The organism is Streptomyces sp. NPDC042638 (genome assembly GCF_040647235.1).
Taxonomy (GTDB): domain Bacteria; phylum Actinomycetota; class Actinomycetes; order Streptomycetales; family Streptomycetaceae; genus Streptomyces; species Streptomyces rameus.
The window spans coordinates 153470-166833 of the sequence record NZ_JBEZBT010000011.1 but is presented as its reverse complement, the minus strand read 5'-3'; the positions used below and the strand labels follow the sequence as shown (position 1 = coordinate 166833).

The window sequence follows — 13364 nt, the reverse complement described above, 5'->3', positions numbered from 1 at the left end:
GTCCCACAAGACATGATCATCACCGAACAAGATCCACTTTCGCAACAGACCCTAGGCGGCGAGGGCGTGGCCCGGGTGCAGGACGACCTTGGTGTAGCCCTCGATGCGCTTGTCGAACTTCTCGTACGCCTGCGGAGCCTGGTCCAGCGGCAGTTCATGGGAGACCACGAAGCTGGGCTTGGCCCGCCCGGCGATGATCATGTCGCGCAGCTGGCGGTTGTACCGCTTGACGTTGCACTGACCGGTGCCCATCTTCTGGCCCTTCTCGAACATCCTGCCGATCGAGACCAGGAGCTGGCCGTGCTTGGCGTGTTCGTCGGGACCGCCCGGGTCGGAGGGCACGTACAGACCCGGTACGCCGAGCCTGCCGGTCGCCCGCACCGTCTCGACCAGCTCGTTGAGCACGATGGCGGGTTCCTCGTGGCTGGTGTCGTGTGCCTGGGCCTGGTACCCGACGGCGTCCACTCCCTTGTCGGTTCCTTCCCCCTTCGTCTGTTCCTTGATCTGTTCGGCCGGATCCCCCTTGGTGAAGTCGATGGGGACGGCCCCGATCTCCTCCGCCTTGGCGAGCCGCTCGGGCACCCGGTCGACCGAGAACACCTTCGCCGCGCCGCGCAGCAGCGCCGAGTAGGCGGCCATCAGGCCCACCGGCCCGGCGCCGTAGACCGCCACGCTCTCGCCGGGCGACACCTGGGCCAGCTCGCAGCCGTGGTACCCGGTCGGGAAGATGTCGGCGAGCAGCACGAAGTCGGTCTCGAACTCCTCTCCCGGCGGCAGCTTCAGACAGTTGAAGTCGGCGAAGGGCACCCGCAGGCGCTCCGCCTGGCCGCCCTTGTACGGGCCCATGGCGACGTATCCGTACGCCCCGCCGGCGAATCCGGGATTGACCGTCAGACAGAATCCCGTCTCCCCGGCCAGGCAGTTCTTGCAGAATCCGCACGCGACATTGAACGGCATCACGACCCGGTCGCCCACGGAGAGCGAGGTCACGCCACTGCCGACCTCCTCGATGACCCCGAGGTTCTCGTGTCCGAAGACGATGCCCGGCTCGGCCGCCGTGCGCCCCTCGTACATGTGCAGGTCGGACCCGCAGATCGCGGACGACGTGACCCGGACGAGTACGTCGTTGGGGTGCTGGATCTGCGGATCGTCGACGTCCTTCACCGTGACGCTGAAGGGCCTCTCGTAGACAACGGCTTTCACCTGTGTCACCTCCGCGTCGAACGCTGGAAGACGGCAGCGAGGACAGGCCGGTGCCGGGGCCGCGCAAAAGAGGCCCTCGGCCTGTGCCGTGGCCTGTGTGCTCGCTTCACCGCCGGTACTACCAGGTAACGCCTGTGGCGCAGGAGGTGCAACCCACCCCTTGCGAAGCGCCCACGGTGTACGGCGGAGCCGTCCGGTGGCCGACGGGCGGCACTCCTCGGACACTGGCCAGGGAAGGCCCGTGGGACGTCAGAGTCGCTCGGATGCCCGGCGCCACCGCCTTCGGTCAGGTCACCGCGCCGGCCGACGAGGCCGGCGCGACCCGGCACCCCAGCCTCCGCTGCCACCAGTCACCACCTGACCGACCAGGGCCGGGAAGGAATGATCGGCCATGAGCGGCACCCAGGTGCGCACGCCCGTCGCGGCCGACGGCCGACTCGGCTCGGCCGCCGAGCACCCCGGGCTCAGCGATCCGGACTATCTGTCCCGGCGACGGGCGATCGCGGCGCTCGCCCGCGGTCGCCGGGTCGGTGACCCGTACCCGCCGGTGGACTACGTCGCGAGCGAGGAGAGAACCTGGCGCACCGTCCACCGGGCACTGTGGGGAGCGCAGAACGAGCATGCGTGCCGTGCCGCGCTCGAGGCCAGAGAACACGCCCCGGTACCCGCGGACCACATCCCGCAGCACGCCGAGGTCGGCGCGAAGCTGCGCCGTCTGACGGGCTTCGACTTCACCCTGGCCGGGGGAGTGGTCGAGAACAAGCGGTTCCTGGGAGCGATGGCCGACGGCTACTTCCACGCCGTGCAGTTCGTCCGCCACCCTGCCGTACCGCTGTTCACCCCGGAGCCCGACGTCATCCACGACGTCTTCGGCCACGGCATCCACCTGGCCTCGCCCGCCTTCGCCGACATCTACCGCCTGATCGGGCGGGCGGCGATGCGGGTCGAGCGCGAGGACGTGCTGCAGATGATCAGTGACGTGTACTGGTTCACCCTGGAGTACGGCGTCCTCGAGGAGAACGGGATCCCGAAGGCGTACGGCGCGGCCCTGCTCTCCTCCTTCGGGGAGATCAGCCGGCTGGCGGCGGCCCGGATCCGACCGCTGGACATCGACGCCGTGCTCGCCACCCCGTACGACATCCGTGGCTACCAGCCGGTCCTCTTCGGCGCGCGCACCCTCGACGAGGTCACCGACACCCTGGCCGGTTTCCTGGACGGACTCGACGACGACAGCGAGCCGCGCCGGCGACGGGCCACGGAAAGCACCGGCACCGCTGTAGGAGCCCAGCCCGATCACGGGAGCTAACCCCGGTTTCGTCCCGGCTCGTCGGACGGTGGTCCGGGTTCAGTGCCGCGGGCCGTGGGCGCGGGCCTCGGCCGCGGTCTTCAGGTCGAGCAGCCATGCTTCGAGGCCCTGCCGAAGGAGCCCGGTCGCGACGGGAACGTCCGCGTCGACCTGGGCGCCGGTGTGCGTCTCCTCGGTCCGTACGAGGACGGGTGATGTCCAGCTCGGTGGCGGGCGTGGGGTTGGGGGGTACCGGGGTCGTCCACCGGAACGCCGATCCGTGCCGGAGGCGGCCGTGGTCGAGGCGTTCCGCGGTCGTGACGGAGGCCTGCCACGACGGCCGGCGCTCCACGTCGGTCGAGCTTCCACACCGTGCGCAACGGCGCGTGGACCAGGGTCTCGGTCCGGTAGCGGACCTGCGCGTCCGGATCGACGCCTGTGCCGTCGCAGGTGAGCGGCTCGACGGGCGGCGCGGACGCGGCACCGGCCGGGACGACGGCGGCGCCGACTGAGGCGATGACGACGGCGGCGCCGACTGAGGCGATGGCGAGCGGGAGGGTCAACAGGGCGGCGCGGATGCCGGCGGTGCGCGTGGCGGACATGGCGATTCCTCCGTCGGTTGCCGGGGCGGTGTCGGGGAGACCCGCGGTCAGGGGGTCAGGACGACCTTGCCGGTGACGGTGCCGGACTCCGCCAGGCGCAGGGCCTCTGCAGCCTCGGTGAGCGGGAGTTGAGCGGCGATGCGGGCGGTGACGTCGCCGCGGCCGACTGCCGTGAAGACCTCGGTGAGGTCGCTCCGCAGACGGGAGCGGAAGCGGTCCCTGTGCCATGCCCGGCCGGCCCAGATGTTGTAGAAGTGGGCGCGGCGGCCGTTGGGCAGGGCGTTCCACAGCCAGGTGCGGGCGAGGATCTTCAGTACGGGCCACTGCTTGGACCCGGTGTCGTCGCGGGTGGAGGCGCTGCCGTAGGAGACGAGGGTGCCGCCCGGGGCGAGCAGGTGCCAGGAGTCGATGACGCTGCGACCGCCGACGTGGTCGAAGACGGCGTCCACGCCACCGGGGACCAGTGCACGGACGCGGGCGCGCACATCTCCGCCGCGGTAGTCGACCGGGGTGACGCCCAGCTCCCGCAGCACCTCGTGGTGCCGGGGCGAGGCCGTGCCGATCACCCTCACACCGGCCGCGAGGGCGAGTTGCACCAGGACGGAGCCGACGCCGCCGCCGGCGCCGTGCACCAGCACGGTCTGCCCGGCACGCACGCGGGCCGTGCGGTGCAGCATCTGCCAGGCGGTGATGCCGTTGACCACGACCGTCTCGGCCTGTGCCGCGGTCAGCCCGTCCGGGACCTCGACCGCGTCCCGCGCGTCGATGAGCACGTGGCTGGCCCAGCCTCCGACCTTGACCAGCGCGGCCACCCGCCGCCCGGCCAGGGCGGGGTCGACTCCCGGGCCGGTCGAGAACACCCGGCCCACCAGGTCGTAACCGGGCACGAACGGGAACGGTGGCTGGTCGTAGTAACGCCCCCGGCGCATTTGCTGTTCGGCGAAGGAGACGCCGGTCGCCTCCATGGCGATGACGATCTGTCCCTGGCCGGGCTCCGGCACGGCCGCGCGCCGGATCTGCAGCTCTTCCGGCGCGACGATGCCCGGCAGAACCACCTGTACGAGGCGTTCGCTGCTCACGATCGCCCTCCTTGTCTGTAGAAGCTCTCGTGTTAGTTATAGGTTCTAACGCAGGTTGCCTGTGACCGTCAATAGCGTTAGTGATACCTTCTAACTGAAGTGGGCAGGAGAGCGGGAGGCGTCAATGAGCAAGCCGGATGCGAGTACTCCCCGGGAGCGGTACCGCACCCAGGTGCGCGAGGAGATCAAGAAGCACGCCTGGGAGCAGATCGCCACCGCCGGGGCGTCCGCCCTCTCCCTCAACGCCATCGCCAAGCGGATCGGCATGAGCGGTCCGGCCCTCTACCGGTACTTCGCCAACCGCGACGAGCTGATCACCGAGCTCATCAGGGACGCCTACCGCAGCCTGGCCGACACCTTCCGCGCCAGGGCCGAGGCCGGCGCCGATCTCGGCGAACTGGCGCAGGCCCTGCGCGGGTGGGCCCTCGAGGATCCCCAGCGGTACTTCCTCGTCTACGGCACGCCCGTGCCCGGCTATCACGCCCCCGCGGACACCACCCGGATCACCTCGGAGATCATGGCCGTCCTCCTCGACGCCTGCACCGCCGCACAGCCGCCCGCCACACCGCCGTCACCGCTGGAGACCCATCTGGAGGAGCACCGGGTGTGGGCCCGGCAGCACCCCGCACCGCCGTCGGCGCTGCGCCGCGCCCTGACCTTCTGGAGCCGGCTGCACGGCGTGCTCTCCCTCGAACTCGCCGGCCATTTCGACGGCATGGAATTCGACCCGTCCAGGCTCTACGCTGCCGAGGCGGAGGCTGTCTCGGGCCGTTGACCGCCGAGGGCGGCGCGGCAGCGTCACGCCGAGCACCACACAACCTAGGAAGCCGATATGCGCACCCTGATCAGCACCGCGTTCATCTCCCTCGACGGCGTCGTCGAGGGGCCGGGCGGCGAGCCCGGCTACCGCAACTCCGGATGGACCTTCAAGGACGTCGAGTTCGTCCCCGAGGCGTTCGAGATCAAAGAGCGCGAGCAGCGGGAGTCCACCGCGATCCTGATGGGCCGGGTCAGCTACGAGGCGTTCAGCCCGGTGTGGCCGGACATGGCGGAGTTCGCCCACTACAAGTCCATGCCGAAGTACGTCGTCTCCACCACCCTCACCGACGACGAGCTCGTCTCCAACTGGGGCGACACCACGATCCTGCGTTCCCTGGACGAGGTCGCCGCACTCAAGGAGACGGACGGCGGCCCGATCATCGTCCACGGCAGCGCCGAGCTGAACCGCGCCCTGTCGGACGCGGGCCTCATCGACCGCTACCACCTGCTGGTCTTCCCGCTGCTGCTCGGCGCTGGCAAGCGCCTGTTCAGCACGACGGACAAGGACACCCAGAAGCTGACCCTCGTCGAGCACGAGGTGTACAGCAACGGCCTGCAGAAGCAGGTCTTCGACGTCGCCCACTGAGGGTAGTGAGGGCCACTGAGGCCGGCCAGGCGCCGTCGTCCAGGCCTTCCTGGCGGCGGCGTTCACGGCAGGTCGCCGCGCCCCAGCCACGTCGGCCTGACCGGCACCCCGTCCGCGTACCGCTCGACGTCCTGTGCCACGGGCTCGGCCGGCGGCCCGACGGGCACGGCCGGTGTCTCCACCGCAGGTTCGGGCGCGGCGGGCGCGGCGGGCGCGGCGGAGTCCTCGAGCAGCTCCGCCACCGAGAACCGTGTGGCGAACGACTGCCAGGCTCCGTCGATGACGAGGAGGAACCCGTCGCCGTCCCGCAGGAGCCGACGGCGCCGGGGACTTCGGGGGTGCTCGGGTGAGTGGCTCCGCGCCCGCCGTTCCAGCTCCGCGAGCGCGTCCGCACGAGACCCGATGACGTGCGCCACCACGTACGCCTCCTGGTGCTTGTGGTCCCCGGCACCCACGGTCGTCTCGATGACTAGCCCCCATGTGGTCATCTTCCAGGCCCCCTCGCCCTCGTTCCGCTCCCTACAGTAGGTCCTGTCGCTCGCAGGGGCCGGGCGAAGGGGCACCGGCGACGTTCGGGCTCGTCTGCGCGTGGCCGACCGGCGTCGGCGGTGGCGGGACGACGCGGTGAGGGCCCGGGCACGGACGGCACGGGCCCTCTTTGGTGTCAGCGGTGTCAGCGGGTGTCACACGTGGGGACGACGGCCCGGTTCCTGGTGCGGGAAGGTCTGGTCCGCCCCGGGCAGCGTCGGCCTCGGCAGCGTCGCCACCTCCTCCTTCGCCTTCTCGAGTTGCTCCGCCGTGTCGTCGGGGAGCCTGGGCGCGGCAGGGCGGCCGTCGCTGAAGCGGAAGGCGGTCGTGAAGTCACCGAAGGCGGCACGCCGCCAGTCGCTGATGTTCGGCTCCTCCACCCCGGTGAACCGCTCCAGGAACCGCAGCGCGGACGTGTGGTCGAAGGCCTCCGAAGCGACCCAGCCCCCGACGGTCCAGGGCGAGATGATGATCGCCGGGACACGGAAGCCGCCACCGATCGGCAGGCCCCTGATGTACTCGTCGGCTGTGCCGGCAGGCGGTGTGGGGGGAACCACGTGGTCGAACAGCCCGTCGTTCTCGTCGTAGTTGAGGATGAAGGCGGTCTTGCGCCACACCTCCGGGTTCGCCGCGATCGCCTCGATCTTCGACGCCACGAAGTCGGCGCCGGCCGCCGGGAGATAGTCGGGGTGCTCCGACTGGAAGCCCGTCGGCATGATCCAGCTCACGGCCGGGAGGCGGTCGTTGCGGGCGTCGTCCTCGAAGGTGCCCTCCGGCTGCGGACGTACACCGCGCACGTACAGCTCGGAGCCCGGCTGCGCGTTCCTGAAGGCGGCGAACTGCTCCAGCATGTTGCAGCCGTAGTCGTCGTCCTGCTGGTACACCTTCCAGCTGACGCCGGCCGCCTGGAGCCGTTCGGCATAGGTCGTCCAGCGGTACGGCGTGGGCGCGGTGTTGCTGATGACGGGGCCGCCGTGGGTGCCGCCGGGGTCGATCGTGCCGGTCATCCACATCAGGCGGTTGGGCCATGTGGGCCCGAACACCGAGCAGAAGTAGTTGTCGCAGACGGTGAAGGTCTCGGCGAGCGCGAACTGGAACGGTATGTCCTCGCGCGTGTAGTACCCCATCACATAGGGGCCGTTGGCGCCGTCGGCCTTGCGGTGGGCGGGCAGCCACTGGTCCATCTTGCCGCCGTTCCACGCCTGGTGCTGCACGGACCAGGCGTGGCTGGTGGACGGGATGGCCTGGGCGCTCGACTTGTGGGTGTCGAGGCGGAAGGGCAGCAGGTAACCCTTCGGGTTCACGGCGTCGGGCTGGTAGAAGACGCTGCGCCCGTTGTCGAGCCTGAGGGCCTGCGGGTCGCTGAAGCCCCGGACACCCGACAGGGTGCCGAAGTAGTGGTCGAACGACCGGTTCTCCTGCATCAGCATCACGACGTGCTCGATGTCGCGCAGCGAGCCGTTCTTGGGCGGTCCGGCGACGACGGCCTTCTGGACGCTCGGCGGGAGGTGGGAGAGAGCCGCGGCGCTCCCCAGCGCGCCCGCGGCGGTCCCCAGAAGTCTACGGCGTGTCAACTCGGCCATGACGGGCCCTTCTTGAGCGAGAGAAGCTCTCCGGAGTGACGGCCGACCCGACCATCGGACGGGTCGCCGGTCATCCTTCGCTCATGAGGCCGGGCGCATCAGACATCGGCGGTGAACTTGTGAGCAACGCGCGGGAAGGGGTTGGCCAAGCCGTGACATCCCACGCCCCCGCGTCGCCTGGCCGTTGCCCTGCGTTGAGAAAACGACGGCTGCCGCACGGGTCCCGGGCACGCCCCGGCCGCCGCCCGCACCGTTCGGCCGGGTGGGGCCACCATGCGGGCGGGTCGCTCTTGCCGCGCCGCACTCGGGCGCGCGAGGCGCGGCAGCCCCCTGCCGGAATCGTCGGGGCAGTCAGGTCAGCTCTGGCCGCCGGGCCCGGTGGTCAGGTGCTGCCTGCTGGTCCTTCTCGCATGCGGGACACTCGCACGCGTCATGCTGCCTCCGGCAGAGGAGAGGTCTGCCCTGGGCGGGAACCGTCCCGGGAGGGATCTCCCCCCCGCCTGCGGGCACCGGGTGTCACATGCGAGCGCCCGGTAGGGGAAAATGGTTGCTCTGGGAAACTAGGAGCACGTGAAAGGTCCCGCATGCCGCACCTCACCCTCGACCACTCCTCGCATCTGGCCGGTGTCCTCGACGTAGGCGTCCTGCTGAAGGAGTTGCACCGGCTCGTCATCGAGGAATCCGGCTCGGCGGGTGTGTGCAAGACGCTGGTCCGTCCGGCGGAGACGTACGTCGGGGACTCGCCGAGCGGGGACGCCGGTTTTGTGCACCTGGAGGTGGGCCTGATGCCGGGCCGTCCGGAGGAGCAGAAGGCGCTGTTGTCCGAGAGCGCGATGGCCCTGATCGACAGGCACCTGCGGGCGGCCGGTGTGCGGGGGTCGACCGTCTCGGTCGAGGTGAGAGAGCTGGCCGGGTCCTACCGCCTGTCGTCCGGCGTACGGTGAGACCTTCCGGGCCCGGGCACGCCGTTCCGCCGCACGCTATCCGCTATGTCGCCCGGCCCGCCCGGCCCGCCCAGCCCGCCCAGCTCCCTCGGCCCGCGTGCCGTGGCGTCCGCCGGGATCCGGAACTTCGCCGCGCAGACGTCGGGCCCCGGCACACGCCTCGGTCTCGGTCCGGCCGAAGCCGGTTCCCTCGTTCGCGCACCGACGATGCTCTGACCGTGGGGCCGTTCGGCCGTCACACGCACGCCGCGCGCGTCCCCTTCGACGCGGTCAGTCCCGCACCCGTCGGCTGCGCACGCAGGCGCATCACACGGCATCGGGGTCCGCCTGAGGTTCCCCGGCGAGCACGGCGCGGGGCGGGGCGGGGCGGGGCGTCGGTCAGTCCGTCGCCTCGCCAGGGGGAGTGAACGTGACCGGTAGCCGCACCGGGCCGCGGAGACCGCCGGGCCGCCAGCTCAGCTCGGCCGGCGGCACGGCCAGGGCCAGGTCGGGGAGGCGGCGCAGCACCGTTCCGATCGCGATCTGGCCCTCCAGCCGGGCGAGTGGCGCGCCCAGGCAGTAGTGGATGCCGTGCCCGAAGGCCAGGTGGCTGTTGTCACGCCGGGTGATGTCCAGCCTGTCGGGGTCGCGGAAGCGCGTCGGATCACGGTCTGCGATCGCGGACGCGACGAGCACCATGGCGCCGCGCGGGATGGTCACACCCCCGATTTCGACGTCCTCGCGCGCGAACCGGGCGATGCCCGGACTGACCGGGCCGTCGTAGCGGAGGAACTCCTCGACCGCGTCGGGCAGCAACTGCGGCCGGTCCCGCAGCAGGGCCAGCTGGTCGGGGTGGGCGAGGAGCGCGGCGATGCCGCCGCCGATCAGGTTGACCGTGGTGACGTACCCGGCCACCAGCAGCAGGAAGGTCATGGCGATCAGCTCGTCGTGGTTCAGCCGCTGCTCCTCGTCGTGGGCGCTGATCAGTGCGCTCATAAGATCGTCCCCCGGCCGGGCGCGCTTGGCTTCCAGGTGCTTCGTCACGTACGCGTGCATCTGTCGCCACGCCTCGTCGACGACGACCGGGTCGGCCATCCTCTCCCCGCGTACGAGCATCGCGTCGGTCCACCGCTGGAAGTCGTACCGGTCGTCCATCGGCACGCCGAGCAGCTCGCTGATGACGGTGACCGGCAGCGGCAGCGCGAAGTCCGCCACGAGTTCGGCCCGGCCGGCCGGTACCACCGCGTCGAGCAGCCGGTCGGTGATCTCCTGGACTCGGGGCCGCAGCCCGGCTACCCGGCGTGCCGTGAACGCCTTCGAGACCAGGCGGCGCAGCCGGGTGTGGTCGGGCGGGTCGGAACGCAGCATGTTGCTCATCATCGATTCGCGCTCGAACGCGGGCAGCTGCTCGATGAGACGGGGGTCCGAGGCGTCGCGGACGTCGCTGCTCAGCCTCGGATCGGACAGGGCGGCGAGCCCGTCCTCGTAGCGTGTCACCAGCCAGGCGTCCAGGCCGCCGGCGATGACCGCGCGGCGGACCGGGCCGTCCTCGCGCAGCTGTCGGTAGAGCGGGAAGGGGTCGGCCACGAAGGCCGGGTCGGCGTAGGGGAGAAGGACCGGCTGCTGGCTCATCACGGCTCCCGGGGACAGGCATCGACCAGGTGCCCACTACTTGCACCTGTGGACGGTATACCCCATTTGTTCACTTTGCCGTGGTCGTCACCCTGCTCGCTCACCTGTTCGCTGACCACCCCCCGGGGCGGCGGGGGCCGGCTGCGGCCATGGTCAGCCGCATGGGCCCGCGGACCTCCCCTCGCTCCCGCGGATGCGTGAGCGCGCGTATCGAGGGTCGGCAGCGGAGGGGTCTTTCTTTTCGCCTGGCGAGAGCGTAAGTTCCGACTACCCCGCGACGGCGCCTTCCGAGGCGTCGGCCCGCCCGACCCGGGGCGGCGGGCCGCGCGGGGGCCAAATCTCCTCACGACACGCCGGTGGGCGGCGCCGTGAAGGACCGTTGTTCAGCTCGCGAGCAAGGGCTCGCCGGTCTCTCGGGGCGTACGGTGTCCCGTCGCCCGGCGTACGGCCGGCCCCATCGCGTACGCCGCGAGAGGCATGAGCGCGCCGAGCAGCAGCCAGCCCGGCGTCCCCCGGCCCAGCAGGAGCCAGGTCGCCACCAGCGGGCCCAAGGTGCGGGCGACGGTCACGCCGGTGCCGAAGAAGCCCTGGTACTCGCCCATCCGGTCGGCCGGTGCAAGGTCGAAGGACAGCTGCCACGAGCCCGCCGACTGCTGCATCTCGGCCACGACCTGAAGCACCGCCCCGGTGATCAGGATCGCCGCCGCGGACCACGCCGACCGCCCCTCCGACAGCGCGAACACCGCGCAGGAGGCGAACATCACCAGCCCGGACCGGCGCAGTACCCGCAGCGCGGTGCCGATCCCGGTCACGGCCCTGGCCGCCCGCACCTGGAACAGTGTCACCATCAGCGTGTTGAGCACGAACAGCCCCGAGGCCAGCCAGGCCGGTGCCTGGGTCCGCTCGGTGATCCACAGTGGGAGCGCCAGGCTGAGCAGCGGCAACCGCAGCAACAGGACGGCGTTGAGGAGCGTGACCACCGCGTACGGCCGGTCGCGCAGCACGGCGAAGCGCCGGCCGCCGGATCCCGCGCCGACTGCGGTCACGGCGGTGGCAGCGGTCACGGCGGGCAGCCGCGACAGGAGCAGCGCACAGGCCAGGAAGCAGACCGCGTCCAGCGCGAGCACCCCCCGGTACGCCGCCGCCGTCCCGGCGCTCAACGCCAGCCCGCCGAGCGCCGCGCCCACCGCGAGCCCGCCGTTCAGTGTCGCCTGCAGCCGCGCCAGCAGCCCGGTCCGCTCCCCGGCCGCTACCAGCCCCGCCAGCAGCGCCTGGCGGGCCGCCGAGAGCCCCGACTGTGCCGAGGCGTAGACACAGGCCGTGACAACGAACGGGATGAACTCCCGCACCAGGAGGAAACCGCCGATGGCCGCCGAGGTCCCCAGCGCCAGCAGCACCGACGCGGCGCGTGGCCCGCGTCGGTCCGCCAGCCGCCCGAGCGGGACCGCGACCAGGGAGCCCACCGCCCAGGCCAGGGTCAGCCCGAGCCCCACGCGGGCGGGGGCGAGCCCGACGGAACGGGTGAAGTACAGCGCCGAGGTCACGTAGAAGGCGCCGTCTCCCACGGAGTTGGCGAGCTGGGCCAGGGCCAGGAGGCGCTGCGGTCGGTTCGGCATGACGACGACGCTAGAAGGCCGGTGGACCGTTGAACAGATCCAATCCGTGCCCGTGACAGTGGTCCATTTTCGATGGCGGTGTGGGCAGTGCCCGGGCTACGAGCGCCTTGTCGCGGGTCTGGCGGGGTGCCTGCGCGGGCGTCCTAGCCGCCGCTCGGCCGGCTGAGCGCGAGCCGCCAGTCGTTGGACTGGATGGGATTCCCCGGCGGGTACTCGAACTCGCACACCCCGAGCAGTTCGAAACCCGCCTTCCGGCACACCGCGTTGGACGCGGCATGGTGCACGGAGGGGAACGCGTGCAGCCACGGGTGCGAGCCGTCCCGGGCGGCCCGGTCAGCGCACAGACGCACTGCCTCGACGGCGAAACCCCGGCCCTGGTACTCGGGAAGGATGCCGTAGCCCGTCTCGTGGACCGGTTCCCCGCCCCACTCCCGGGTCCAGTACCCGACCGAGCCGACCACCTGGTCGTCGAGAACGACCAGGAACATCTGCCCGTCGGTGAGTTTGAGGTAGCGCTCGTGACGCCGCCGAAGCTGCTCGGCGGTCTCCGGACCTCCGAGGTGTTCGGTCAGCTCGGGGCTGTTCTGCCGACGGAGGAGGTCAAACCCTTGACCGGACCACTGCGTGAGCCTGAGAGACGTCATCCGCCAAAGGTAGTGCGCGGCACTGACAGCGAGGCCGGGCGGTCAGGGGATCCACGGGCGGGCGCGCGCCGCGGCGGCGCGACCCGGGCCGGATGTGAGCGGAGCGGTGCCGTTCGGGCTCGCTCGCGCGGTGTTCACCCGCGGGTCGCTCCCGCGCGCATGCCGTCCATGACGAGGTCCAGGAGGCGGGCGGCGCGTGGCCGCCAGTCCAGGTGGGGTTCGAGCTGCCAGAGACCGGCGATGGCGAGGAGGAAGTCGTCACCGGTGATTCCCGGCCGAATGGTGCCGGCCTCCTCGTTGGCGCGCAGGAGGAGTTCGGCCGCGGCGGTCACCGGTGACGGGGACGGCCGCGTCGGGCCGCCCGGGGTGCTGGTGGCCTGCCGGATCGCTTCGGCCAGTCCGGCCTTGGTCATGGCGAACTCGGCGAGCCGGTCCATCCAGGCGCGCAGGGCCTCATCGGGTGCCCGGGTCTCGATCAGACGGGTCGCGCTGTCCGCCACCTGATGCATCTCGTGGCGGTAGATCTCGAGGACGAGCGATTCGCGGTTGGGGAAGTTGCGGTAGAAGGTGCCCTGTCCGACGCCGGCCTTCCTGGCGATCACGCTGAGCGGGGCGTTCGCGCACCGTGACAGTTCGGTGAGCGCCACTTGCAGAATGCGCTCGCGGTTGCGCTGCGCGTCCGAGCGCCGTGGTGAGTCCTGCTGCTGCGGCACTCGTCCTCCTCGTTCCAAGGCTCGTGACCGAACCCCGCCCTTGCTAACCGGACAACTGTCCGCTACGTTTGACGGTAGCGGACGGTTGTCCGTTTACGTCCACCATAGCTACGAACGCGGCCTTAGGGCAGTCGCCGGCTGCCACTGTTCG

12 protein-coding genes and 1 pseudogene are annotated in these 13364 nt (G+C 71.1%); 4 read left to right on the top strand and 9 right to left on the bottom strand.

Annotation, left to right across the window (positions count from 1 at the left end):
• Nucleotides 1-51: 51 nt before the first annotated feature.
• On the bottom strand, nucleotides 52-1203 hold the full coding sequence (locus tag AB0B40_RS12710) for a glutathione-independent formaldehyde dehydrogenase (RefSeq protein ID WP_345046567.1): 1152 nt from the start codon (nucleotides 1201-1203) through the stop codon (nucleotides 52-54).
• A 391-nt stretch (nucleotides 1204-1594) separates the two neighbouring features.
• Between AB0B40_RS12710 and AB0B40_RS12705 the strand changes: the two genes are divergently transcribed.
• Nucleotides 1595-2509, top strand: a complete 915-nt coding sequence (locus tag AB0B40_RS12705) for a phenylalanine 4-monooxygenase (protein WP_362263884.1) — start codon at nucleotides 1595-1597, stop codon at nucleotides 2507-2509.
• A 39-nt stretch (nucleotides 2510-2548) separates the two neighbouring features.
• Here AB0B40_RS12705 and AB0B40_RS12700 read toward each other — a convergent pair.
• Together AB0B40_RS12700 and AB0B40_RS12695 are read right to left on the bottom strand one after the other, a co-directional pair.
• Nucleotides 2549-3090, bottom strand: a pseudogene (locus tag AB0B40_RS12700) (polyketide cyclase /reductase).
• A gap of 47 nt (nucleotides 3091-3137) precedes the next feature.
• Nucleotides 3138-4169, bottom strand: a complete 1032-nt coding sequence (locus AB0B40_RS12695) for a medium chain dehydrogenase/reductase family protein (RefSeq protein WP_345046564.1) — start codon at nucleotides 4167-4169, stop codon at nucleotides 3138-3140.
• A 124-nt stretch (nucleotides 4170-4293) separates the two neighbouring features.
• Here AB0B40_RS12695 and AB0B40_RS12690 point away from each other — a divergent pair, with 124 nt between their 5' ends.
• Both AB0B40_RS12690 and AB0B40_RS12685 read left to right on the top strand, forming a co-directional pair.
• Entirely contained in the window at nucleotides 4294-4944 is a 651-nt protein-coding gene (locus tag AB0B40_RS12690) for a TetR/AcrR family transcriptional regulator (RefSeq protein WP_345046563.1), read from the top strand.
• Between the two features lie 57 nt (nucleotides 4945-5001).
• Nucleotides 5002-5574 (top strand): dihydrofolate reductase family protein, encoded by a 573-nt coding sequence (locus AB0B40_RS12685; RefSeq protein ID WP_362263883.1) that lies wholly within the window; start codon nucleotides 5002-5004, stop codon nucleotides 5572-5574.
• Nucleotides 5575-5636: 62 nt separating this feature from the next.
• Here the strand turns inward: AB0B40_RS12685 and AB0B40_RS12680 are convergent, their stop codons facing one another.
• Nucleotides 5637-6062: a hypothetical protein gene (locus AB0B40_RS12680; protein WP_345046560.1), complete on the bottom strand. Its 426-nt coding sequence runs from the start codon at nucleotides 6060-6062 to the stop codon at nucleotides 5637-5639.
• A 195-nt stretch (nucleotides 6063-6257) separates the two neighbouring features.
• Nucleotides 6258-7685, bottom strand: a complete 1428-nt coding sequence (locus tag AB0B40_RS12675; protein WP_345046558.1) for an alkaline phosphatase family protein — start codon at nucleotides 7683-7685, stop codon at nucleotides 6258-6260.
• A gap of 584 nt (nucleotides 7686-8269) precedes the next feature.
• Between AB0B40_RS12675 and AB0B40_RS12670 the strand changes: the two genes are divergently transcribed.
• On the top strand, nucleotides 8270-8629 hold the full coding sequence (locus AB0B40_RS12670; protein WP_345046557.1) for a 5-carboxymethyl-2-hydroxymuconate delta isomerase: 360 nt from the start codon (nucleotides 8270-8272) through the stop codon (nucleotides 8627-8629).
• A gap of 378 nt (nucleotides 8630-9007) precedes the next feature.
• On the opposite strand, the gene AB0B40_RS12665 is transcribed toward AB0B40_RS12670, so the two are convergent.
• The 4 genes from AB0B40_RS12665 to AB0B40_RS12650 form a co-directional block, all read right to left on the bottom strand.
• Nucleotides 9008-10240, bottom strand: a complete 1233-nt coding sequence (locus AB0B40_RS12665; RefSeq protein ID WP_362263882.1) for a cytochrome P450 — start codon at nucleotides 10238-10240, stop codon at nucleotides 9008-9010.
• 383 nt (nucleotides 10241-10623) lie between these two features.
• Nucleotides 10624-11856 carry an MFS transporter gene (locus AB0B40_RS12660; protein WP_362263881.1) on the bottom strand — a complete coding sequence of 411 codons (1233 nt, stop codon included), beginning with the start codon at nucleotides 11854-11856 and terminating at the stop codon, nucleotides 10624-10626.
• A gap of 143 nt (nucleotides 11857-11999) precedes the next feature.
• A complete protein-coding gene (locus AB0B40_RS12655) occupies nucleotides 12000-12500 on the bottom strand; it encodes a GNAT family N-acetyltransferase (RefSeq protein ID WP_345046552.1) in 501 nt (166 codons plus the stop codon).
• A 134-nt stretch (nucleotides 12501-12634) separates the two neighbouring features.
• Entirely contained in the window at nucleotides 12635-13213 is a 579-nt protein-coding gene (locus tag AB0B40_RS12650) for a TetR/AcrR family transcriptional regulator (protein ID WP_345046551.1), read from the bottom strand.
• Nucleotides 13214-13364 lie beyond the last annotated feature (151 nt).

Excerpts from the sequence above, each read along its gene's own strand:
- AB0B40_RS12690 (WP_345046563.1), top strand. The coding sequence starts at position 4,294 with ATGAGCAAGCCGGATGCGAGTACTCCCCGGGAGCGGTACCGCACCCAG.
- AB0B40_RS12675 (WP_345046558.1), bottom strand. The coding sequence starts at position 7,685 with ATGGCCGAGTTGACACGCCGTAGACTTCTGGGGACCGCCGCGGGCGCG.
- AB0B40_RS12665 (WP_362263882.1), bottom strand. The coding sequence starts at position 10,240 with ATGAGCCAGCAGCCGGTCCTTCTCCCCTACGCCGACCCGGCCTTCGTG.
- AB0B40_RS12670 (WP_345046557.1), top strand. The coding sequence starts at position 8,270 with ATGCCGCACCTCACCCTCGACCACTCCTCGCATCTGGCCGGTGTCCTC.
- AB0B40_RS12660 (WP_362263881.1), bottom strand. The coding sequence starts at position 11,856 with ATGCCGAACCGACCGCAGCGCCTCCTGGCCCTGGCCCAGCTCGCCAAC.
- AB0B40_RS12655 (WP_345046552.1), bottom strand. The coding sequence starts at position 12,500 with ATGACGTCTCTCAGGCTCACGCAGTGGTCCGGTCAAGGGTTTGACCTC.
- AB0B40_RS12680 (WP_345046560.1), bottom strand. The coding sequence starts at position 6,062 with ATGACCACATGGGGGCTAGTCATCGAGACGACCGTGGGTGCCGGGGAC.
- AB0B40_RS12685 (WP_362263883.1), top strand. The coding sequence starts at position 5,002 with ATGCGCACCCTGATCAGCACCGCGTTCATCTCCCTCGACGGCGTCGTC.
- AB0B40_RS12705 (WP_362263884.1), top strand. The coding sequence starts at position 1,595 with ATGAGCGGCACCCAGGTGCGCACGCCCGTCGCGGCCGACGGCCGACTC.